We start from the raw sequence: 22,982 nt of genomic DNA on the forward strand, positions 1-22,982 counted from the left end.
AACCTTCAAGAATTACCTATACCCGTATGATTAATCTTCAGCTGCGTCACGCCGTTCACACGGCTCATGTCCAACAGGAACTTGTCTTGTTCTGCGGCCTTCTGCATCACTACAAAATACTCATACCTGATCTCGTTCTTGCTGCGGTCCAGGCACACGGTTTTTAGGCCGCTTTCTACGCAGTACTGCTCCATCAGGCGCTGGAGGGGGGCTAATCCCTCGGGGCTATCTAAGGCAAAGAGGAGAAGGGTCTTTTGGTTCTGGGCCTTGAATTTGGTGACATGCAGGATGACCGCGGCCACGCAAAACACCAGCGTACCTGCAAAGGAAATAGAGTAGCCATACACGCCTATGGCCAGGCCGGTACTTAGCGCGGCGAACAGGAACAGTACATCACGGGAATCATCTATGCGGGTTCTGAACCGGATAATGGCCATGGCGCCAAACACCCCCAAGCCCCTTGCCAGGCTATCGCCAATGGCCATCATGAGCATGGCCGTGATAATGCCCCCTAGCACCATAGACTGAAAGAAGTTCTTGGAGTAGCTGTCGCCGCGGTAAGTGAGTTTGTGGGTAATGGCGACAATGGAAGACAGCAGGAAGGACCACACCAGAGCATATAGGACATTGACCAGGGCGGGGTACTCAAAGCTTGGCTGATCAGGGAAAATATCTAGCATAGTGGGAAGCTATCTTAAATTTTTCTTGGCATAAAGCAGATGGAATGGTTTGGCAGCATCCTCTAAAAGGGAAATGCTGTCCGGCGAGGGTTTAATCAGCAATGCACCTGTCCAGAAAGTCTGGGAGTTGCATAGAAGGAACCAGTGCGTTCCTGGGGGTACTCTTCAAAGCAAAATTGCCTTGCCGCGCCACCAAGGGTAACTGGTTATGGTAGGAAGACGGTAATGCCTGCCTTGCCGGTTGAGCTGTCTAAAGCAGCAGCTGAAACCGGCAAGGCAGGTACTATCCTATAACACACCAAGCGCCGCGATGGAGTAACCTGGTTGTAAGTCTGCAACAGGTACGCGCAGGATTCTAAAGACGACAGATAGCTATGCCTTTGGCTTGAAAAGCGAGCAGCGTGTATCTATGCCTTCCATCAGAGCGGTTTCACCCTCCATGCCCAGCCGAAAAAAGGAAAAGGAGGAGTGCCCTAGGTAAGGCTATTTTGAAAGAACCTTACCTGGGGTAAAACAGAATAGGTACTAAATTAAATAAATATTGCAATAAAATATTAAAATAACAAAATTATAAGGAGGGAATTTATACTGAATTTACACTTCAAGCCGATACTCTACTTTCAAGCAAAATGAGTGTTCTTGGGTAAGTTGTTTAAGGTGTTCTGTTCCTAGAGTACCCGTAAGAGTACTAGGTCTTTCTACTGTCACGCAGAGTTAATGAAAGTATATTAATTGCCAACTGATTCCGAATTAAAGGCGGCAGGGATTGTATTTTCAACTTCAGATAATGACCTTTAGGTGGAGCGAATTTGGGGACGTTGCCCTTGCTCAGTGACTTGTCTAGGACACGAAATGGAATTTACTACCCAGCCAACCTTAGAGAATGAGAAAGTAATCCTGTTCCCCTTACAGGAAGATGATTTTGAGGCGTTGTATGCCGTGGCGGCAGACCCGAAGATATGGGAACAACACCCCAATAAAGACCGCTGGAAAAGGGAAGTGTTCCAGACGTTTTTTGAGGGAGCCATTCAAAGCAAGGGCGCCTTTAAAATAGTAGATAAGTCTACCGGTCAAATAGCGGGCAGTACCCGCATCTATGATTACAACCAACAGGACAACAGTATTTTGATTGGGTATACCTTCTTTGGCACGGCCTATTGGGGCAAAGGGGTTAATCATTCGGTAAAAGCCTTACTGCTGGACTACCTTTTCCAGTTTGTGTCCAGGGTAGACTTCCATATTGGGGCCGTGAACAGGAGGTCTCAGGTAGCCATTGAGCGTGTAGGTGCTACTAAAGTGGGAGAGCAGGAGGTGGCGTACTTTGGCGAACTGCCCAAGCTGAATTATATCTACCGCCTTGAAAAAGAGGAATGGCTTGCTAACCGGGTAACCACTCCTGAGCCAGGCCTTAATCTCAAAGCCGACGAATAGAAATGACGTACCGAACTTGAACCTACCTTTTTAAAGGGAGACAGAATTGAATAAACGGTTAGTATCCATGTAAAAGGCCACCGGTAGTATGCCGGTGGCCTTTTACATAGGTAATGGGTTCAGGTGGTTATTGCCTGAGGAGAAGCAGCGTCTGCGCGCCATGTTTGGTGAAGAGGCGTACCATGTAAAAGCCGTTTTCGGCTTGGGTGGGGGCCCAGGTTAGCAGCACCTGTTCATTGGCCTTGGCTTTGGCGGAAGGCCACCTTTTCATAAGCGTACCAGTGGAAGAATAGATCTCCAGGGTATATTCCTGGGCCTGCGGGAACGTGAAGGCCAGGGTGACACTGGTGGTGAAGGGATTGGGGTAGGCATGCAGTGAGGCTAAGAAAGGTCGTTGGGTAGGTAACCCGTCGGGAGCCTCGCAGTCACCTAGTTTATCCTCGGGGTGATGTTCCAGGTGGGCCTTTACGGCCAAAGAGGATACACACAAAGACTTTCCGTTATGGCAGACCATTACTTTGCTGTCCATGGGCCCGCAGCGCACATCTGTGACCGTAATAGTCACCGAGGCCGTAGCGGTGCAGCTTCCGTTGGCGGCCGTTACCGTGAAGGTGTAGGTGCCAGGCAAGGTAGGGCTGAAGGTAGTTGTGGCGGTGTTGGTGCTGTTCAGGCCCATGGCGGGGCTCCAGGAGTAAGTAGTCCCGCCGCTGGCTGTTAAGGTCACGCTCTGTGGCCCGTAACCCAGGTAAATTTGGGACGGGTCTCCGCCGGTATAGGTGCTGGAGGTGGGAGTAAGCGCAATAGCCGGGGTAGGGGTGGTGCAGGCCGCTTCAGACATTTTCACTGCCCAATAGTCATAGCCCCCCAGGTTGGGTTGGGTCTTGTCTCCGCTGACCGGTGAATCTGAGGAGCCGCCTAACAGGTAACCACCATCACCTGAGTTGGCAAGGGAGGTTAGCACGTCATCTTTGCTTCCGCCAAAGGTTTTGTCCCAGAGCTTGGTACCCATGGCGTTTATCTTCACTACCCAATAATCGCCGGCATTGACATCATTATCTCGCCGTGGCTCTGTTTTATCATCGCTAACATCAGAATTAGACCTGCCGCCCACCAGGAAGCCTCCGTCCGTTGTGGCCAAAAGGGCGCCCAAGCGTTCATCTCCATCACCCCCCAAGGTGCGGTCCCATTGAATGACCCCAGTCGCGTTTATCTTCACTACCCAGTAATCCCGGCTGTCTGAGTAGCTGCTTTTATTGGGTTCTGTTTTGTCATAGCTGGCCTGAGAGTCTGAGGAGCCACCCAGAAGGAAGCCGCCGTCTGTAGTAGGCACCATGTCTATGAGACTCTCGCCACTCTCACCGCCTCCTTCACCGCCAATGGTTCTATCCCATTCCTTACCGCCAGTGGCATTGATTTTCACCAGCCAGAAATCAAACTCGCATTCATCATCACAAAACCGTTTCTGGGGGTCTGTTTTGTCTCCGCTCACGGGTGAGACAGAGCCGCCGCCCAGTAAATAGCCGCCATCTGTGGTTTGCAGCACCGTATGGAGAATATCCTGGGCATTTCCGCCGAAGGTTTTGTCCCAGAGTTTAACCCCGGTGGCACTCAGTTTTACTACCCAATAATCTATGCCGCCCCGCGAAGGCTCGGTCTTGTCTTCCCCTACCCCGGAAGAAGACCAACCCCCCAGGAAGTACCCACCGTCTGAGGTCTGGATCAAGTCTTCTAGCACATCTGTAGAGGTGCCACCTACAGTTACATCCCATTGTTTCAGGCCGTCGGCATTTAGTTTTATAACCCAGTAGTCTGTGCCAATGCTTCCTACGCGGGCAGTGGTTTTGTCTCCGCTGATAGGCGATTCTGACAGCCCACCCAGAATATAGCCTCCGTCTGAGGTCTGCTGCACGGCGGCCAACTCATCTCTTCCCGAACCTCCAAAGTTGAAGTCCCATTGCTTATTGCCCGCCGCGTCTATTTTCACAATCCAGTAATCTGCGCCGCCCCGGCTGGCCTGGGTTTTGGTGCCGCTAATGCCTGAATAAGTGGTGCCCCCCAGAATATAGCCCCCATCCTGGGTATGCTGGAGGTGCTCTAACTCATCGTTGCCAGCGCCTCCGTAGGTTTTGTCCCACTGCTTCACCTGCCCAAGGGCCAGTGAAGAGAAAAGAAAAAAGCAGGGCAGAAGGGAGAGGACCCAGAGTACAGTGAAAGGCTTAAGGCTAAAGAAGGAATTGCCTTTAGTAAGAGATAAATTTGTCACCATAACCAAAAGAAAATAGAGAATTAAAAGGAAGGAAAGGCAGAATAGAGTCAACTTTAAAGGAGCCAAATGGTAGCATAAGTTGAACCGGAGGATAAATGCCAATGATTGTCTGGAAAGGGAAAGGAACGCCACCACCCACTGGCCGTAAAGCGCACAGAAAAGGTGTACCGAAGAATAGAAAAGACAGTTACTACAGCAGGTAGGATAAAAGTATAGTACGAAAAGTGAAACTATTTAGATAAAATAAAGAATATATTGTCTAAAAACAAGTTAAAAATACCAGTTTATAGGTAAGAGACTTTGCCAGATATTGAGCTTTAACCAAATGGGACACATGATACTTGACCAGGAAACCATAGAACTAAGCCGACGCATCTGGGCTTACCACCAACTACACCATAACTTACACCCGGCAGATGCCATTCTGGTTCTGGGTAGCCATGACACCCGGGTAGCCGAGCGGGGTGCCGAACTTTGGCTGCAGGGTTACGCGCCGTGGCTGGTTTTCTCGGGTGGGTTTGGCCGCTTAACCGAGGGAAATTTTGCCGAGGCAGAGGCCGAAATCTTTGCTAAGATTGCCCAAGATAGGGGAGTACCTCTAACCCAGATTCTGATTGAAAATCAGTCTTCCAATACCGGCGAGAACATTACCTATTCTTACCAATTGCTGCAGGAGAGAAACGTGCCGCTGCAAAGCCTGATTCTTGTTCAAAAGCCCTACATGGAGCGGCGTACTTACGCCACCTTTCTAAAGCAGTGGCCTGGCCCAGAGGTAGAGATTATGGTCACCTCTCCACAACTGAGTTTGGTAAACTACTGCAATGAAGAGATACCCATGGAGCAGGTCATCCATATCATGCTGGGAGACCTGCAGCGCATAAAGCTCTACCCAGCCCTGGGCTTCCAGGCGTATCAGGAGATTCCGGCAGATGTGTGGGACGCCTTTGAGCAGTTGAAACAGAAAGGCTTCACCGACCATTTGTTGCCGGAAGAGGGGTAGGTGTTTTAGGGCTGTTTTTAAGAAAACATGCTTAAAGGAGAGGGAATATGATTTTTAGTTACCTTAGGTGTTATGAAAGGAAGATGGTTGTTTTGTAAGTAAGGCTACTCCACACATAGGGCTAACAAGCAGAATAGGTTGGTTTATACTCTAGTTAGGCAATAGTAAAAGATAGGGAAATGAAGTTATTCAATTTTAATATTTCATCTCAAAGATCTAGTACTTGCTCTTGCGACAAATATCATCCCCTCGGATTATCGCGGGATGAAATAAGCAAAAGGATCAAAGAAAGTAATGGCATAAAAAAAGGACTAGAACTAAAATCAGAAACCTCTCAAGGTCAGCAGCTTTACCAATGTCCCTATTGTCAACAAATCTGGCAAAGTAACAGGGCATGGAATTGGGGTAATAAAGAATACTTAATTAAAGTCCCTGCCATTGAAATAGAGGACTGGAAAGTTGAGCCCTATATGCAGCCTGACCAGATGTTGATTTATTCTGCATTGATGAGTGAGTATTTTGAAAAGAATATCCTTGCTGATTCAGAAAAGCTATGTAGCAAAGAAAGTTGCATAAAACCTGCTCTGACAACAAGCGTTCTTTGCAAAGACCACTTTATCCAGAACCTACAAGAGTTTAATCTCTTACCCAAAAGACCCAGTGGGCGTCCATTTGAACCTTATCATTTTGAAAATTCTGGCCTTAAAATGTAAATAATAATAAATACCATTGTCTAAAAACAGCTAACCTCAAACTTCGGCCGATGGCCGCCGGCGCCGTTTATCTAAGTCCGTTACCTTTTTCAAATTTATCCCTTAAAAGAAAATCCCCGCTGGTTAGACCAGCGGGGATTTTCTGCTTTTAAATCAAGCAAAAAGCGAAGGCTAATACTTCCTACTGCCGCTCTTCTTGCCGTATTTCCAGACCACAATGGCCGCAATGGCCAGGGAGACGATGGCCGCTTTTTCGGCCAGGCCTTTGCGGTCATGCTTCATGTCTGACTTCATGCCCTTCTCTGCGAAGATATTAGGCACCTTGCCGCTTTTAAAGTCTTCAATAATGCCTTCCACCACGTTAATGCGGTCCGCTAAAATGAGAGGCAGCCAGTGCCTGTATTGGTTCTCACTGTGCTTAAAGGCCATGCGCCGGATCATGCCGCTCAGTCCCGAGGGTGGGGTAGAGGTTCCGAAAACCGAAGACAGGTTTGGCCTTTCCGTGGAGTGAAGCACTTCTACCTCTGGCTGTTGTTGGGTAGGCCGTTCCCAGTCGCCGTACCCTTCGTGCGTGTCATTTGAGCGTTTGCGCATGGGGTAAGTGGGGTCGTTCTTGGGGTCTGCGTCAATGCCCCAGCCTTTTATATGTGAATAGTTACTTGCTAAATTTTCCATGGTGCTATTGGTTTACATTCTGGCAGATGGTGGAATAAGGACAGTCTTGATACAGTTGTCCTGCTTTTCAGAGAACATACGGTAGGCATCAGAAACCTCTTCTAGCGGAATGCGGTGCGTGATCAAGCCCTTAGGGTTCAGAACCCCGTTCTGTACGTGCTCAATCAACCTTGGCAGAAGTCGCTTCACCGAGGCTTGGTTGGCTCTAATGGTAAGGCCTTTATTGACCACGTTTCCAATTGGAACCAAGTTATCGGTAGGGCCATAAATACCTACTATGGACACAATGCCACCTTTCTTTACAGAGTTAATAGCCCAGTGAACCGCAGTAGCAGAACCCGCCTGCAGCAATAACTTTCTACCGGTAATGGTCTGCATGGTGTTACCAGAGGCTTCAGCCCCAACGGCGTCAATGCAGACATCGGCACCCATCCAGTCAGTTTTCTTTTTCAGGAACTGTACCACGTCCCCGTCCATTTCTTTGAAGTTATAGGCCTCGCATTGGGAGTAGTTCATGGCGAACTCCAGGCGATAGTCTATCTCATCTACAATGATCACGCGGCCGGCGCCAAACAACCAGGAGCAACGCGCCGCCATAATGCCAATAGGACCTGCGCCAAACACCACCACCGTGTCGCCAGGCTGGATACCCGCCATTTCAGCGGCTTGGTAACCGGTGGGTACCACGTCTGTTAATAGCACGGCATCATCTGGGTCCATCCCTTCGGGGATGATGGTTGGACCTACGTTGGCGTACGGTACGCGCGCGTATTCGGCCTGGCCGCCATTATAGCCACCAGCCGTGTGCGAGTATCCAAAAATACCTCCCACCGCTGTAGCCTCTGGGTTAGACTCATGGCAGTTGCCGTATAGTTCCTGCTTACAGAAAGCGCACTGGCCGCAGGCAATATTGAAAGGCACCAATACATGGTCGCCTACTTTTATCTTGGTTACCTCTGATCCTACTTCCTCCACCACGCCGGTGAACTCATGACCAAACGTCATGCCTACACGGGTATCTGGCACGGCCCCATTGTATAAGTGCAAATCTGATCCGCAAATACAAGACCGCGTTACCCGCACAATGGCATCCTGCGGATGCTCTATTTTTGGCATGGGTTTTTCATCTATCCGGACCCTTAAAGGCCCGCGGTAATTCATGGCTAACATACGTGTTTCCTGTGGGGTTAAAGTGAGACATCATTTATGTGGCCCGAAGCCGGATAAAGTGGCGAACCCTGAGAGGCCAACCCCTTAAGACTTTCAGTACCGCTGCTAAAATGATACTTATGCCCCCACTTTAAGTTTCAGGATGGGCGGTAATCCCCCTGAATTACGTATTTACCCGTATGTTTTAAATGATTTATACCGTATTAATACGTAATAACAGATCTTGTTTGCTGTTTGGACGTGCTGTTTTAGGCCCGTTTTAAGGAAAATAGCCCTAAAACAGACAGTATAATTTTGCTTGACCAAGTTAAAAATCAAAGTCAGGTTTGCCTTTGAGAGAAGCAGTATCCTTTAGCTTTGCGTATTTTTGCGGGCCTAAAGACAATCGTCTTACTCAAAATTTTTACAGAACACCAGAGCCAAATTAACCTTATGAGCATCACTATCAGAGCCATTACAGAACAGGACAATGCCCCACTGGCCCACCTGATACGAAAGGTGTTCAGAGAATTCAAGATTGACCGCCCGGGTACGGTATACACAGACCCCACCACCGATGCCCTCTACCAACTTTTCCAGACCCCGGGCAGTGCGTACTTGGTAGCCGAGAAAGATGGCGTGCTGGTAGGTGGCTGCGGCGTTTACCCTACTAATGGCCTCCCATCTGGCTGCGCCGAACTGGTGAAGTTCTATTTGTCTGCGGAAAGCCGGGGCCAGGGTATTGGCGCGCAATTGCTACAAAGGAGCCTTCAACTAGCCCGGGAACTAGGCTACCATCAACTCTACCTGGAATCTTTCCCTGAACTGGCCAAAGCGGTAAGCATGTACGAAAAGGCAGGCTTTACCCCTTTGCCCCACGCCCTCGGCAACTCCGGCCACTTCGCGTGTAACATTTGGATGCTGAAAGACTTGCGGGAAGAAGAGGAGGCGAGTTAAAAGAGAGGGGTTTTGGTATAGGTATCACCGGAGTTTGTCCTGATGTAACCGCAAGTAGAGACGGGTCGCGGTCTGTCCGCTGGGCTCTGGTAGTAGGACCGGCTCTCTTATGATTTACAGGTGGAGGGGCTATTATAGTTGTTGGTGAGAACACCAACAACGGCGGCCACAACGGCGGGAGTCCTGGGCACAAAGGCAGGAAGAACCAGATAACGCTCTTCCGGATTTGCAATCCGGAAGTTCCGAAAGGGGGATTTGTAATCCCCATGAGCGACATCTTTGAATGAAGAGTACAGAAGATGACACTTCTGAAAAGCCATAGATTGCTCTCCTGTGTAAACACCCCCTCACCCCCCTTAAGGGGGAGTCTGCGCTTAGTAGACGGTGCTGTGGTTATTAATTGGTATTGCGTTTTGAGCACGCTTTCCGGAAAACGTGCTCAAAACATAGCATCGCAGCCTTTCACACATTTACCCTTTCCAGCCTTTCGGCTGAGCGCCTAGCACTCGACCCGGTGCCGCGGCAGCGGCAGGCCCTGCGGGGCCAGGCGAGAGGGTACAGCGCGAGGGCGGAAGGCGGGGCCCCGCGGCCGTGAGCGCTCGGAGGCAAGAAATGAAACAGTACAGCTTGTAGAGCTTTAGACAAACCGTCAATAAAGGGCGAAAGCAAATTCTTATCCCAATGCTCTCACTGCAAGACAAAAGCCAAAAAAAAGATTAAGCCACTGCGCTACTTCCCTAACCATTCCTTAAAAGCGGCAGCGCGTTCATTACTGATGATGATCTCCTTGTCAGTGGTGGGTTTCACGTACACTTTGAGGCGACCCTTGAGGTAGGGGTGAATCTCGTCTATGGAATGGATGTGGGCAATGAACTGGCGGTTGAGGCGGCTGAACTGTTCCGGGTCCAGAAGCTCCTGCAGGGTGTCCAGAGTGAAGTCGGTGATGAAGCGCTGGCCGGAAGTGGTAATGAGAAAGACAATCTTGTCCTCGGCGTAGAAGTAGGCAATCTCCTCGGTGGGGATAGACCGGATCTTCTGCCCGCTCTTCACCAGAAAACGGTTCTTGTAGTGGTGCGTTTCCTCAGTGGTTCTGTTGCGGTTGAGCAGGGCCATGATCTGCTCCATGTCCAGGCCCGAAGTAGCGGGTTTAGTCTGGTACAGCGACTTGAATTTATCCATGGCAGCCGCCAGGTCTTCGTTGCTAATGGGCTTTAGCAGGTAGTCTATGCTGTTGACCTTGAACGCTTTCACCGCATACTCATCATAAGCCGTGGTGAAGATGATTGGGCATTTTACCTCTACCTTCTGAAAGATCTCAAAGCTGTTGCCGTCTGAGAGGTGAATGTCCAGGAAAGCCAGGTCTGGGGCGGGGTTGGTCTCAAACCATTTCACCGCGTTCCTGATGGAGTCTATAGTAGCCAGGATTCTGATACTGGGGTCATAGCGCAACAGTTGGGCTTCCAGTTTCTCAGAGGCCAGGTATTCGTCTTCAATCAGGAGGATGTTCATCAGGCGGCGTTGTTAAGGAGCGGTAATTTAGCAATGAAAGTTTTTTCGGTCACCTCCACGTCCACTTTTTTATCGGTGATGAACTTGTAGCGGTTGATGATGTTTTTGAGGCCTACCCCGGTTGACTCCTCGCGGCTCTCGCGCAGCTGCAGGTTGTTTTTGATGATAATGTAGTCGTCCTCAATAAACACATCTATGAACAAGGGCTCATCACGGCTCACAATGTTGTGTTTAATAGCGTTTTCCATGAGCAGTTGCATGGTGAGCGGGGCCACCTGGTGGTTAAGCAGATGGTCGGGCACGTTCACATTCACGCGCAGGTTCTCTCTAAACCGGATCTTGAGAAGGAACAGGTAGGAGTAAATAAAATCAAGCTCGGTGTGCAGGCTTACCAGTTCCTTGTCTTTGTGCTCCAGCACGTAGCGGTACACTTTAGAGAGCTGCTCCACAAACTTGGCCGCCATGTCCTGGTCTTTGTAGATAAGCGAAGAAAGCGCGTTGAGGCTGTTGAACAGGAAGTGCGGGTTCACCTGCTGTTTCAGGGACTCAAACTGCACCTTAATGGTTTCTTTCTTGAGCTTTTCGGCCTGCATGAGGTAGCGGTGCCACTGGTTATAGAAGTAGATACCAGACCTGATAAAGTGCACGAACAACAGGATAATGCTGCCAAACACAAACACTTCCTTTATGTTCTGCACTGCCTCTACATCAGTGAGGTTGTAAAACGTGAGGCCCAGGATCAGGCGGGGCAGTACCTCAAACAGTACCATCACCAGCAGGATGTACATCTGCACGGCAATCCATTCATACACAAATCTCCGTAGGCCATACTCACGCCAATCATACTTCTTGCTTAGGCGTTTGGCAATGCGGCGGGTGCCTTCCAGAATCACGTTCACCATGAGGGCCGTGTTCAGCATCCGGTAAATATCGCGGGCCTCAAAGGCCTGCAGGCCCGTGCGATGGATAAAGAAAAAGGTCCAGAAGATAAGCAAGGCAATACCCGTATTGGCCAGGTAGCGCACCAACTTCTTATGTTTAAAATGGAAGGGTCTCTTCATATTTGTTTCAGGCCTTACCAAAGGCATATCTAAAATTTTGTGGCAATCCATAAGATTTAAAACCGCAGACCAACGCGCAACTGGATTGATGTCTTATCTTCTATTTTGAAGGCGTTTTTTGGAAATCAGCCTCAAAACAGCCATCGGTTTAAAATTTCCCAAACTTCACAATCAGGGAGAAGGAGGGAGCGCTCATATCTTTGTCTGTAGACACGGGCAGGTTCACGCCTTTGGCGAACCGGTAACTGAACCCCAGGCCCAGGCGCATAAACCTGGCCAGGTTCAGCTCGGCCTGCAGGCCGGGCTCCAGAATGAAAAACGTATCTGTGTCGTATACCTCATAACTGTAAGAACCGGTATTGTTGCGGCCCATGGCGTTGTTGGTATAGGCCGCGCCTCCCATGCCAACCACCAAGGGGAAAGAAAAGTGCACTAACCGGTCGGGGTTAGGGATATATTCCAGGAGCACACCGCCGTAACCCGCCTGCAGAAAGGCGTTGTTGGACTGCTCAATCTCCCCTATGCCATTTCTGGACATCAGCCCGTACCCGGCCAGACCCAGCCCCACTTTCTGGTTCATCATCCAGGCGGCCTTTCCCCCCATCATAAGCCCAGACCTGTCTTGCCAATGCGTGAGTTGCAGCAAAGGGGCAAAGTAGTAACTATGGCTCACCTCGCCGGTCAAGAGGGTTTCCTGCTTGGGGGTTTCCGGCAGCTGCGCCCACCCAAAAGTCATACAAGCCAAGAAGAACAAAATAGTACTGACTCCTTTTTTCATAGATTTGCTGGTAGAAAATTCTGCAGGGACTTCTCTTTTGCGGCAAATAATTGTTTTATCTGTTGGTACACAAGTGAATACCGATAAAAGCGGATAATACCCTGCTGAAAATGTGTTTCCTTGTCTTGGGGTTTTCCAAGCCCTTTTTAAACTGAAATCTATGAATTCTGCCTGGATTTATTTGCTACTTGCCGGCCTTTGTGAGATTGTCTGGGCCATTGGCCTTAAATACACCGATGGATTTTCCAAGCTCTGGCCCACCGTAGGGACTGTAATTGTCATGATCCTGAGCTTTATTCTCCTAGCCCAGGCCATGCGCACCCTTCCCGTGGGCACCGCCTACGCCTCCTGGACAGGCATTGGCGCCGTAGGCACGGCTATTCTGGGCATGGTCCTCTTCAACGAACCCAAGGACCTGGTGCGGCTGGCTTGTATTGGGTTGATTATAGTAGGGGTGTTGGGGTTGAAGTTTCTGGCGAAGGAATAGAGGAGAAGGGTGTAGCTGCTTGGCTAATGTGCGTGTAGTTTGCTTTCGCTGGCGTGGTGGCTGCCTATGCCTTAGTCATTATGCTTCTAAGTTTCATTTGTTCCTCCGAGCGCTCACGGCCGCAGGGCCCCGTCTTTCCCCCTCGCACTGCCCTTGCGGCCTATGCTTGTTTATCGCTCTTAGCTAAAGCTTTTGCAGGGCCACAAGCGAGGCGCTCGGAGTAAAGACTGGAATCGGGGGAATGGACACAAAGAGTCATTAGCTCTTCCGGATTTGCAATCCCCGGCGGTTGCGATTTTGTCCTTGGTTCCCGACGGATTGCAAATCCGCTTATCAGAAGTTCGGGATTACAAATCCCGAACAGCATGGGTGGCTTTGTTTTAAGCCCATTTTTTGAAAAACAGGCTCAAAACGCTGGAGCGCCCACTAAACGCAGACTCTCCCCTTGAGGATTGCCCAAACGAGAGTTTGAGGCAGCGAGCGGAGCTCTGAAGAGGGGTGTTTACACCGGAGAGCACGCATTCAGTCCCCCTTTGAAGAAGTTAGGGGATGACACACTTCTGTCAATCAACCCCGTTTCAAGCCTGTTTTCCGGAAAACGATGCGAAAACGTTACTGCCAACGGTACGCGTAAAGCGCATCTTGCGTGGTGAGGTAAAGGAATTTGTCTCCGGCCAGCACTTGGCGGTAAGGGGGTGCTTGATCTGGGAGGGCGACGGTGCGGGTTTTGAAATTGTAGAGGTGTTGGAAGTGCAGCTGGTTGCCTGAGAGGTAATAGAGCTCATCGCCCAAGAAACCCACGTAGGTGAGGTTGGGGAGGGCAATCTTCTTCTGGTAGTTGCCCATGTTGTCAAACACGAAGATGCCGGAAAGGCGGTCTACCATGTACAGCTTGTTCTGGTACTCCCGCAGGAAGGTGACATCTTGCTGCTGACGGGCCAGAAGTAACTCAAGTGGGTTCTCGTAGACAATTTGGTTGACCCGGGTGTCAATTTTCAGGAGCCGAAACGTGGTTTCGTCAAAAAGCCAGAGGCGGTCATCGGCGGCCAAGGTAGCGGCCCGGATGGTGCCTTGAGTATACTCCCGTAAATCGGCTAGACCGAGAGGCGTGAGGAAGCGGTCCAGCAGCTGCACCCGTTGCCGGTCCTCGTAGAATACCGTGATTTTGGCGGGACTCCAGGCTTCTGCCATGGCCACGCGGCCCTGTATGGGTGGGGAGAAGGTATTGATGACTTTGCCTAGCGTGTCTAGCTGAATAATATTCTGGCGGGCATCAGAAAGGTAAAGGCGGTCGAACCGGTCAATGGAAAGCAGGCTGTTCCCTTTGGCGGGTAAAGTATAAGCCAAAGACCAGGCAGGTGACTGCGTCTGGGCCAGCGCCGGCAAAAGAGGCAGCCAGCCAAGCAGCCACAGGCAAATATTACGCAGGCTCGTTTTCAAAGTAGGTGAGGCTAAGTTCCTGGCCATCATATACGGCGTAAGAGCAAAAATTGACCCATTCTCCCAGGTTCAGGTAGCGGCTGCGGTCACCAATAGGTAAATCTAGCGGTAAGTGCCGGTGCCCGAACACGTAGAAGTCATGGTGTTTCGCTTTCTCCATGTCCTGGCAGTAATGTACCAGCCATTCATCTTCGCCTAAAAATACTTCGTCCTGCTTGGTATTCTGTATCCGGCTGCGGCGCGACCAGAAGCTGGCCAATCCAATACCCATGTTAGGGTGAATGCGCGCAAACAGCCATTGGCTTACCGGGTTGGCAAATACGCGCTTGAGCACTTTGTAAGTGTAGTCCTTGGGGCCTAAGCCATCGCCGTGGCCAATGTAAAAAGTGTGCGGACCAATCTGGGTGGAAATGGGTTTCCGGATGATGGGGATGTTCAGCTCTTTGGGGAAGTAATCAAACATCCACATGTCATGGTTGCCCGTGAACAGGTACACGGGAATGCCGCTGTCAGCTATCTCGGCCAGCTTGCCCTGTAACCTGATAAAACCTCTGGGGATGGCATGCTTGTATTCAAACCAGAAGTCAAAGATATCGCCTAAGAGGAAAATGGCGTGGGCATCTTCCTTCACCTGATCTAACCACCGGACAATCTTTTTCTCGCGCGCCAGGCTCTTGTCAGGGGTGGGTACCCCTAAGTGGAAGTCTGAGGCGAAATATACTTTCTTACCAGGGGGAAGAGGGTTAATCGGTGTGATCATCAATAAGGAAAAGAATGAGTTCTTTGGGGCCGTGGGCACCCATAACCAGGGTTTTCTCAATATCGGCGGTCCGGCTGGGGCCACTCACCAATGATACCATGGAAGGCAGGCGGTTGGCGTATTTTTCCTGCACAAACTGCAGCGCCTGCTTAATGTCTGGCACCAATTGTGACAGCTTGGCCACCACCAGGTGCATGGCCGGGTACACAGACAGCCTTCTGCCGCTGGCATTGGCAGATGACACCAGTATGCTGCCGGTGCGGGCTACCAGGGCCTCGCAGGTGGTAAGGGCAGCTTCGGCTTTGTTGATGAAGTCATCTTCAGAGCCATTGAAATGGATGCCGCCGGCGTGCAGTACTTTTTTGAGCATGGGTTCCCACACATATAGGTTGTCCAGGCCGCGTTCTTTCTTGAACTCAAAAAGCTGGTCAAAAAAGTCTTCCTCGCTCTCACAGTACACAAAAACGCCGCTGTTCCTGATAAAGGCCTCGGCAAACTGCACCGATAGGTCTTCCAGCAAGGGACCGTAAACAGACGTGCTGAAGTCTGGGGTAGGAGGCAGAAAAGGCGCTGACTTTGCCAGCGCCTCTCTTACCTTCCGGAGCACAATCTCTTTAGATTTGGCTTCGTACATGCGGTATCTGTTTTTAAGCTACTTTTTAGAAAACACCTAAGAACCAGAGGTAGTGCCTTCCCCGGTAGAAGATGGCGTGCCGGTTGGCTCTGCGGCCAGAGGCGTATCTTCCCCGTTTTCCTGGGCACCGGTTGGGTGCGTTACGTGCACTTCAGCGGCTACCTCGCTTTGGGTCTTGCTACGGTCTGTTCCGGCGGTGTGGGCCTGGTAGGTGGTGAGGCCCGCAAACGGACGTTTACCCACCAGGCGCTCCAGGTCATTCTGGAAAAGGATTTCCTTCTGCAGCAGTTCCTGGGCCACCAGTTCCAGTTCCTCGCGTTTCTCAGCCAGCAATTTTAAGGTGCGTTGGTAGGCATCACTCACCAGCAGGCGTACCTCAGAGTCAATCACCTCAGCGGTGGTTTCAGAATACGGCTTGGTGAAGGTGTTGTCCGGCTGCTTGGAGTCATAGAAAGACAGGTTGCCAATACGGTCGTTCATACCATACATGGTCACAATGCTGTAGGCCATTTTGGTAATGCGCTCCAGGTCACTCAGAGCACCGGTAGAGATTTTCCCGAACACGATCTGCTCGGCGGCCCGGCCACCAAGGGCCATGCACATCTCGTCTACCAACTGCTCTGTGTTGTACAGGAACTGCTCTTTTGGCAAATACTGTGCATATCCTAACGCGGCCACGCCACGTGGAACAATGCTCACTTTCACCAACGGGTCACAGTGCTCCATGAACCAGCCCACAATAGCGTGGCCAGCCTCATGATAGGCTACAATTTTCTTTTCTTCCGGAGAAATGATCTTGTTCTTCTTCTCCAAACCACCAATCACGCGGTCAATGGCGTCATTGAAGTCCTGCATGTCAATGGCTTTCTTGTTACGGCGGGCCGCGATCAAGGCTGCTTCATTACACACGTTGGCAATCTCAGCCCCGGCAAAACCAGGGGTCTGGGCGGCCAGCTTACGGGCGTCAATATCAGAGGCCAGCGTAAGCGGCTTCAAGTGCACGTCAAAGATCTCGGTACGGCCGTTGATGTCTGGCTTGTCAATGCTGATCTGGCGGTCAAAACGGCCCGGGCGCAGCAACGCTGAGTCCAGAATGTCTGGGCGGTTGGTAGCGGCCAGGATAATTACCCCGGAGTCTGTAGCGAAACCATCCATCTCTACCAACAGGGAGTTCAGGGTGTTCTCGCGCTCGTCGTTCCCGCCAGGCATCTGCCCGCGGCTACGGCTACGGCCAATGGCGTCAATCTCATCAATAAAAATGATACAAGGCGCTTTGGCTTTGGCTTGCTTGAACAGGTCACGCACGCGGGCGGCACCTACCCCAACAAACATCTCCACAAAGTCAGAACCTGACAGAGAGAAGAAGGGTACGTCTGCCTCGCCGGCAACGGCTTTGGCCAATAAGGTTTTACCGGTACCCGGAGGGCCAACCAGCAAAGCACCCTTCGGGATCTTACCTCCCAGAATAGTGAACTTGGTGGGGTTCTTCAGGAACTCTACAATCTCCTGTATCTCTTCTTTGGCTTCCTCCAGGCCGGCCACGTCTTTGAACGTGATCTTTACCTTGTTCTCAGCGTCAAAAAGGGCAGCCTTAGACTTGCCAATGTTGAAGATTTGCCCGCCGGCTCCTCCGGTGGCCATACGGCGCATCAGGAACCAGAAGCCTACCATCAACAAAATGAAGAACGGCCAGCCCATGAGTAATTCCAGCAGGCCGGTACGTTTCTCTATCTCTAAGGGAACGCGCTGCTCACGCGGCACATTTTCCTGCAGTTTGTCCAAGTCTTGCTTGAAAGACTCGGCCGTGATAATAGGGAAATGGTAGTGGGCTCCCTGGCTGCTGCCAGTAATACCGCCTCGGCCTTCCAGCTCTGCCCGATATTTGTCGTTCTTGAGGGCTTCGTCTTTCAAAGTCACCTCTGCCACATTGTTATTGACAACCGCTACTTTCTTTACATCTTGTGCCAGCAACATTTCCTCAAAACGAGGCTGCCGTATCTCTACCGTGGCGTTTAGGTTGTTATAGTAAGTAAGGCCGAAAATAAAAATCACAAGCGCCGCCAGAACCCATATCTGCATAGTGGGGCGGGGCGGGGTGGTGGGGATTATTTTCCTTTTCTTCTTATTCTCTGGTTTTTCTGACATGGATTGTTCTCTTCAATAAAGGGTAAACCACCTGTGCAGGCAGTTGTTTAAACTACCGCAGACGTAGAGCCTTCTGCCGGCGCTACATGCGTGATTTCAGCGTCACCCCAGAGTTCTTCCAAGGCGTAGAAATCACGTTTTTCCCGGAGGAAGATATGGGCCACTACGTCTACGTAGTCCAGTACCACCCACTCGCGGTTGGTACGGCCCTCACTCTGCCAGGGATTCTCTTTGGCTAATTTGAAAACTTCTTCCTCAATGGATGAAGCAATTGCATCTAGTTGCGTATCTGAACTTGCTGAACCAATGATAAAATAGTCTGCAACGGCGTTCTTCAGGGATTTCAGGTTAAGAACAACTATATCGACTGCCTTTTTTTCCTGCATACCTTTGATGACCAGTTCTGCCAATATGTCGGAATTGTCCTTAATCGTGGTGTGTTTCATTTGGGAAATATAAATTTGATCTTCAAAATTACTAAAGTCTTTGCAAAAGTTCTCTGTTAATACACTCTTTATAGGGCAACAACTGGTTTTTATGCCAGAATGTGCCTCTACTAACACAGAGGCCCATGTGCTTCTTAACAAAAATGGCGCCACGGACGGTTGTGTCATAGTGGCGGGCGCCCAAACCGGCGGGCGCGGCCAACGTGGCAATACCTGGGACGTGGAGCCTGACAAGAACATCACGTTGTCTGTCATTTTAAAGCCCTCTTTCCTGGAGGCCCAGCATCAGTTCGCCCTGAACATAGCGGTGGCCCTGGCGGCGCTGGACCTTTTGCTGGAGGTATTGCCCCCGGGCAGCAGCGTCAAATGGCCCAATGACCTGTACCACCAAGATAAGAAACTGGGCGGCATTCTCATAGAAAACACCATCAGTGGCCGGTACCTGCAACACAGCGTGGTAGGGATGGGAATCAACGTGAACCAGGTGTCCTTTGCGCATGAGCGGGCTACCTCCCTGGCCCTGCTGGCCGGTCAGGAATTCCCCCTTACTGCCTTAACAGGTAAGTTGTTAGAGAACCTGGAGCGGCGTTACCTGGCTTTGCGAGCCGGGGCGGCCGGCGCCCAGAAGCAGGAGTTCCTGCAACACCTGTACCGGTACCAGGAGTGGCATAACTTTGAGGTGCAAGGACAGATAGTGAAAGGGCAAATTGCCGGCATAGACGCGGCCGGCCGACTGGCTCTCCTGATTGAACAGAAATTGCAGTTCTTCCAGTTCCAGGAGGTGAAGTTTGTTATTGGGGACCACTGATTCTGGCCTGATTTTTGAAAAACAGACCGAAAGCAGCTTTGGATTGTTAAAAGGGGATATTGTTCTTTTAAAGGATAGGGTTGTTAAATATTTGCAAGTTTAATTTGGGCCTTTAACCCTTGGTTCTTATATTTGACCAATTCTGAACGTAGGAACCAGCTTCTTTCTTATATGGCATGAAAATTTTTACACGCGTTTTCCTGGGAATTCTTTCCCTTGGTATAGTTTTAGGTAGTAATGCGGCCACTCTGGGAGTAATACCCGGGGGCATACCTGTTGGTAGCCGCCACATAGAAACTTCTTCAAAGTCTGACACCGCCTTGTTGGGTTGGCGTACGCCAGCCAGTTTAACGGTCACAGACTTTGGTATTCTGTCTGTGCTGCAATTTCCGTCTTATAACCCCAACGCGAAAAAATATTCTCCCTTTCTGGCCACCTCTAAAAGCAACGTTGGCTTAGTGTCAAAGCTCACGCGTCGTTCTGTCGCTAACTCTTATGCCAGCACCGCCAGCATTAGGGTATTGGCTAGCCAAGGGGTGAAAGAGCCTAAACTGATTCCCTCGCTTAACGCGTATCCTAACCCGTCCAGGGGCTTGACTAAAATTTCCCTGAGCTCCTTAGGCGAGGAAAAGTATAAAATCAGGATCTCCAACGCCATTGGTAAGGTGTACAAAGAGATTCCGGTGACGCAGCCCACCTCTACAGAAACCATTATGGTAGACCTTTCGCCACTGCCGGCCGGGGTGTATTTCTACAGCCTGCTGGTGAATGAGAAAATGGTGGAAACCAAACGATTGATCTTGCAGCAACAATAGGTTGCCCTGCCCATAAAACAGAAAGAGCCAGCACCTGCTGGCTCTTTTTTTTATTTATTGCCGCTGGCTGCGTCTACACTTTCAGAAAATTGCTAATTTCGAGGGTTCAATTCTAAACACATCATGCTTCAATACAATCGGATCAACAATCTGGTGGGCTGGCTGGTATTTGCGGTGGCCACCATCGCGTATGTACTCACCCTAGAGCCAACCGCCAGTTTCTGGGACAGCGGAGAGTTCATTGCCTGCTCTTATAAGTTATTGGTACCGCACCCTCCGGGAGCGCCGTTCTATCTGTTATTGGGCCGCATCTTCTCCATGTTTGCCGGTGATCCGTCACAGGTGGCCTGGTGGGTGAACCTGCTTTCTGCCCTTTCCAGCTCCTTTACCGTGTTGTTTCTGTTCTGGACCATAAGCATTCTGGCCCGCAAACTTCTGGTGCCGGCCCCTGCAAGAAAGTCTGTGGGAGCTGCTGTGGCCGTGGAGGAGGACATAATAGTGGAGCCTACCCTAGGGCAGACCATTGCCATTATGGGCAGTGCAGCCGTGGGTGCCCTGGCGTTCACTTTTTCAGATTCTTTTTGGTTCTCGGCTGTTGAGGCCGAGGTATACGCGCTTTCCTCTTTCTTTACTGCGTTTGTGGTATGGGCCATGTTGCGTTGGGAGGAGCGGGCGCATGACGCCATGTCAGATAAATGGTTGATCCTGATCGCGTACATGGTGGGCCTTTCCATTGGGGTCCATTTGCTGAACCTGGTAGCCATTCCGGCCCTGGCGTTCATCTTCTTCTTCCGTCTTAAAAAATACTCTAACAAAGGCGCCATCATTACCATGGTGGTTAGTGCCGTGATTCTGGGCATAGTGCTGGTAGGCGTTATCCCGGGCTTGCCCTCTATTGCGGGTTGGTTTGAGGTGTTGTTCGTGAACAGCTTCGGGCTACCGTTTGGGGCAGGCGTGATCTTCTTTGTAGTGATGTTCATTGCCGCCATTGTGTGGGCCGTGAAATATGCCATCAGAAAGGGCAACCGTACGCTGCACACCGCCTTGCTTAGCTTCATCTTTGTGTTGATCGGGTACTCGTCTTACATGATCATCCCTATCCGGTCTAATTATGACCCTACCATTGATGAGAATGACCCTGAGAACATTGTAAGCTTTGTTTCTTACCTCAAGCGCGAGCAATACGGCGACCGTCCGTTGCTGTTTGGGCCGCAGTTCAACGCCGAACCGATTGACCAGAAAGAGGGCGCTGCCCAATACATTAAAGGCAAAGACAAATACATTGAGGTAGAGCGCAAAATAGAGGCGGTCTATGACTCCAAAGATAAAACCCTGCTGCCGCGTCTGTACAGCAACCAGCCGGGCCATATTGCCCAGTACAAGAAATGGGTAGACGTGCAGGAAGGCCAGAAACCTACCATGGGTCAGAACTTCAGCTTCCTGTTCAATTACCAGATGGGCCACATGTTCTGGCGCTATTTCGGGTGGAATTTTGTGGGTCGCGAAGGCGATATCCAGCACTCCGGTGTGCTATGGCCTTGGGAAGGTAATGAAGGTCTGCCGGAGCGTGTGGCAGAAAGCAAAGCCCGCAACAACTTCTACATGCTGCCGTTGGCCTTAGGTATTCTGGGCCTGATCTTCCAGATCAGAAGAAAACAGCGCGATGCCTTTATCGTGGGGCTTCTTTTCATCTTCACGGGTATTGCCATTGTTATCTACCTGAACCAGCCTCCTATTGAGCCTCGGGAGCGGGACTACACCTTTGCCGGGGCCTTCTATGCCTTCAGCATCTGGATTGGCCTGGGCGTATTGGCCTTAGCCGATTTTCTGCGCAAGACCCTGAAGTCTGATGTATTGGCCGGAGGCATTGCCACCGTGCTTGGTTTGCTGGTACCCGGTATCATGGCTGCCCAGGGCTGGGATGACCATGACCGTTCTGACCGTTACCATTCCGTTGACTCGGCTAAGAACCTGTTGAGTTCCGTAGCGCCAAACGCCATTCTGTTCACCAACGGTGATAATGACACTTTCCCGCTCTGGTACGCCCAGGAGGTGGAAGGCTTCAGGACCGATGTGCGCGTAGCCGTCCTCAGCTACATGAACACCGACTGGTACCTGGATCAGATGAAGCGGCAGGCCTACAAGTCTGAGCCGTTCCCCATGATCCTGGAGAATGAGAACTACCGCCAGGGCATCAATGACTACCTGCCGTATGTAGAGCGCAAGGAAGTGGCCGGCGGCATTGACCTGAAGCAGTACATCCAATTGGTGAAGCAGAACCACCAGGCGCTCCAGATCGGGGACCGCTCGGGCCGTACCTACCTGTCGTTCCCAACCAAGAACTTCTTCCTGAACATAGACAAGCAGGCGGTGATTGCGGCCAAGGCCGTACCAGCCGCCTTCCAGGATTCAATCGTGAGCCAGATGCGCTGGACCATCAAGCAAGGCGGCCTGGAGAAGAAACACCTGGCTATGCTGGATTTGATCGCTAACAACAACTGGAAGCGCCCTGTCTATTTCTCCACCACGGCAGACAATTCAGACTTCCTAGGTCTAGAGAACTACCTGCAACTGGAAGGCCTGGCCTACCGCGTGGTGCCGGTGCTCAGCAGAGACCCGGAGCAGACCGGCTATATTGCCAAAGACATCATGTATGACAACATGATGAACAAATTCTCCTGGCGGAACCTGGGCCGCGAAGACATTTTCTATGATGAGAACTACCTGCGCTTCCCGGCCAATGCCCGTGACAAATACTACCAGCTGACCATTGAGTATCTGAAGGCAGGAGACAAAGCCACGGCCAAGAAAATCATGGATTACGTCTTCACCCAGCTCCCTGACAAGTCTATCCCGTATGACTACTACATTCCGCCGTACGTGGTGCCGTTGTACCAGGTAGGGGAGCAGAAGCGGGCCCAGGAAATTGTGAATGTGATGTCGGCCCGTTCAGATAAGGCCTTGCGGTATTTCATGGCCCAAAGCTCCATGTTTGAGACCGAGATCAGGATTAATCTCTTTATCATGCAGCAGCTGATCCAGGTGGCCCGGCAGGTGGGCATGACCGAGAAAGCCGCTGAGATTGAGCAGAACTTTATGCAGCACTACAGCCAGATGGGCAGATAAGCCCTTGGTGAAACACAAGAAAGGCCGGTAGCAGTACCGGCCTTTCTTTTTTTGATTTCAGGAAAGATGCAAAGGGGCGTTTTCTGTTTTGAGTCTATTTTT

The 22,982-nt window shown here is 50.8% G+C and carries 20 protein-coding genes; 8 read left to right on the forward strand and 12 right to left on the reverse strand.

Annotated features, from left to right (window positions below; translation table 11 throughout):
- Positions 1-5: 5 nt before the first annotated feature.
- Complete coding sequence (locus tag TH63_RS02385) at positions 6-680, reverse strand: DUF4956 domain-containing protein (protein ID WP_048919522.1); 675 nt, start codon at positions 678-680, stop codon at positions 6-8.
- 852 nt (positions 681-1,532) lie between these two features.
- Here TH63_RS02385 and TH63_RS02390 point away from each other — a divergent pair.
- The gene (locus TH63_RS02390) at positions 1,533-2,111 is read left to right on the forward strand and encodes a GNAT family N-acetyltransferase (RefSeq protein WP_048919523.1); all 579 of its coding nucleotides are present in this window, start codon (positions 1,533-1,535) and stop codon (positions 2,109-2,111) included.
- 127 nt (positions 2,112-2,238) lie between these two features.
- Here TH63_RS02390 and TH63_RS02395 read toward each other — a convergent pair whose 3' ends face one another.
- Positions 2,239-4,377 carry a T9SS type A sorting domain-containing protein gene (locus tag TH63_RS02395; RefSeq protein WP_048919524.1) on the reverse strand — a complete coding sequence of 713 codons (2,139 nt, stop codon included), beginning with the start codon at positions 4,375-4,377 and terminating at the stop codon, positions 2,239-2,241.
- A gap of 334 nt (positions 4,378-4,711) precedes the next feature.
- Between TH63_RS02395 and TH63_RS02400 the strand changes: the two genes are divergently transcribed.
- Both TH63_RS02400 and TH63_RS02405 read left to right on the forward strand, forming a co-directional pair.
- Entirely contained in the window at positions 4,712-5,377 is a 666-nt protein-coding gene (locus TH63_RS02400; protein ID WP_156180766.1) for a YdcF family protein, read from the forward strand.
- Positions 5,378-5,556: 179 nt separating this feature from the next.
- Entirely contained in the window at positions 5,557-6,090 is a 534-nt protein-coding gene (locus tag TH63_RS02405; protein ID WP_048919526.1) for a hypothetical protein, read from the forward strand.
- A gap of 171 nt (positions 6,091-6,261) precedes the next feature.
- Here TH63_RS02405 and TH63_RS02410 read toward each other — a convergent pair whose 3' ends face one another.
- On the reverse strand, positions 6,262-6,765 hold the full coding sequence (locus tag TH63_RS02410; protein WP_048919527.1) for a hypothetical protein: 504 nt from the start codon (positions 6,763-6,765) through the stop codon (positions 6,262-6,264).
- A gap of 12 nt (positions 6,766-6,777) precedes the next feature.
- Positions 6,778-7,935 (reverse strand): zinc-dependent alcohol dehydrogenase, encoded by a 1,158-nt coding sequence (locus TH63_RS02415; RefSeq protein WP_048919528.1) that lies wholly within the window; start codon positions 7,933-7,935, stop codon positions 6,778-6,780.
- Between the two features lie 432 nt (positions 7,936-8,367).
- Here TH63_RS02415 and TH63_RS02420 point away from each other — a divergent pair, with 432 nt between their 5' ends.
- Positions 8,368-8,871, forward strand: coding sequence for a GNAT family N-acetyltransferase (locus tag TH63_RS02420; protein ID WP_048922533.1), 504 nt, complete (start codon positions 8,368-8,370; stop codon positions 8,869-8,871).
- Positions 8,872-9,600: 729 nt separating this feature from the next.
- Here TH63_RS02420 and TH63_RS02425 read toward each other — a convergent pair.
- The 3 genes from TH63_RS02425 to TH63_RS02435 all read right to left on the reverse strand — a co-directional run bounded on the left by TH63_RS02425 (position 9,601) and on the right by TH63_RS02435 (position 12,219).
- Positions 9,601-10,380, reverse strand: coding sequence for a LytR/AlgR family response regulator transcription factor (locus TH63_RS02425; protein ID WP_048919529.1), 780 nt, complete (start codon positions 10,378-10,380; stop codon positions 9,601-9,603).
- On the reverse strand, positions 10,380-11,441 hold the full coding sequence (locus TH63_RS19750) for a sensor histidine kinase (RefSeq protein ID WP_053093721.1): 1,062 nt from the start codon (positions 11,439-11,441) through the stop codon (positions 10,380-10,382). The genes TH63_RS02425 and TH63_RS19750 overlap by 1 nt, the downstream gene beginning before the upstream one ends.
- A 148-nt stretch (positions 11,442-11,589) precedes the next feature.
- Positions 11,590-12,219 carry a hypothetical protein gene (locus TH63_RS02435; protein ID WP_156180323.1) on the reverse strand — a complete coding sequence of 210 codons (630 nt, stop codon included), beginning with the start codon at positions 12,217-12,219 and terminating at the stop codon, positions 11,590-11,592.
- 160 nt (positions 12,220-12,379) lie between these two features.
- On the opposite strand from TH63_RS02435, the gene sugE reads away from it, so the two are divergent.
- Positions 12,380-12,706: a quaternary ammonium compound efflux SMR transporter SugE gene (sugE, locus tag TH63_RS02440; RefSeq protein ID WP_048919531.1), complete on the forward strand. Its 327-nt coding sequence runs from the start codon at positions 12,380-12,382 to the stop codon at positions 12,704-12,706.
- 612 nt (positions 12,707-13,318) lie between these two features.
- Here sugE and TH63_RS02445 read toward each other — a convergent pair.
- From TH63_RS02445 to rsfS, 5 genes are read right to left on the reverse strand one after another with little or no spacing between them, the layout of a single operon-like run.
- On the reverse strand, positions 13,319-14,146 hold the full coding sequence (locus TH63_RS02445) for a hypothetical protein (RefSeq protein WP_076606385.1): 828 nt from the start codon (positions 14,144-14,146) through the stop codon (positions 13,319-13,321).
- Positions 14,127-14,906, reverse strand: coding sequence for a UDP-2,3-diacylglucosamine diphosphatase (locus TH63_RS02450; RefSeq protein WP_048919533.1), 780 nt, complete (start codon positions 14,904-14,906; stop codon positions 14,127-14,129). The genes TH63_RS02445 and TH63_RS02450 overlap by 20 nt, the downstream gene beginning before the upstream one ends.
- A complete protein-coding gene (locus TH63_RS02455; RefSeq protein WP_048919534.1) occupies positions 14,890-15,540 on the reverse strand; it encodes a LutC/YkgG family protein in 651 nt (216 codons plus the stop codon). Before TH63_RS02455 ends, TH63_RS02450 begins: the two co-directional genes overlap by 17 nt.
- Before the next feature lie 36 nt (positions 15,541-15,576).
- The gene (gene ftsH, locus TH63_RS02460; protein WP_048919535.1) at positions 15,577-17,685 is read right to left on the reverse strand and encodes an ATP-dependent zinc metalloprotease FtsH; all 2,109 of its coding nucleotides are present in this window, start codon (positions 17,683-17,685) and stop codon (positions 15,577-15,579) included.
- A 47-nt stretch (positions 17,686-17,732) separates the two neighbouring features.
- A complete protein-coding gene (rsfS, locus tag TH63_RS02465) occupies positions 17,733-18,131 on the reverse strand; it encodes a ribosome silencing factor (RefSeq protein WP_048919536.1) in 399 nt (132 codons plus the stop codon).
- Between the two features lie 91 nt (positions 18,132-18,222).
- Here rsfS and TH63_RS02470 point away from each other — a divergent pair, with 91 nt between their 5' ends.
- The 3 genes from TH63_RS02470 to TH63_RS02480 all read left to right on the forward strand — a co-directional run bounded on the left by TH63_RS02470 (position 18,223) and on the right by TH63_RS02480 (position 22,880).
- The gene (locus TH63_RS02470) at positions 18,223-18,939 is read left to right on the forward strand and encodes a biotin--[acetyl-CoA-carboxylase] ligase (protein WP_048919537.1); all 717 of its coding nucleotides are present in this window, start codon (positions 18,223-18,225) and stop codon (positions 18,937-18,939) included.
- 176 nt (positions 18,940-19,115) lie between these two features.
- The gene (locus TH63_RS19755; RefSeq protein WP_082161530.1) at positions 19,116-19,754 is read left to right on the forward strand and encodes a T9SS type A sorting domain-containing protein; all 639 of its coding nucleotides are present in this window, start codon (positions 19,116-19,118) and stop codon (positions 19,752-19,754) included.
- A gap of 123 nt (positions 19,755-19,877) precedes the next feature.
- Positions 19,878-22,880 (forward strand): glycosyltransferase family 117 protein, encoded by a 3,003-nt coding sequence (locus tag TH63_RS02480; protein ID WP_048919538.1) that lies wholly within the window; start codon positions 19,878-19,880, stop codon positions 22,878-22,880.
- Positions 22,881-22,982 lie beyond the last annotated feature (102 nt).

The sequence above is a fragment of the Rufibacter radiotolerans genome, from assembly GCF_001078055.1.
Taxonomy (GTDB): Bacteria; Bacteroidota; Bacteroidia; order Cytophagales; family Hymenobacteraceae; genus Nibribacter; species Nibribacter radiotolerans.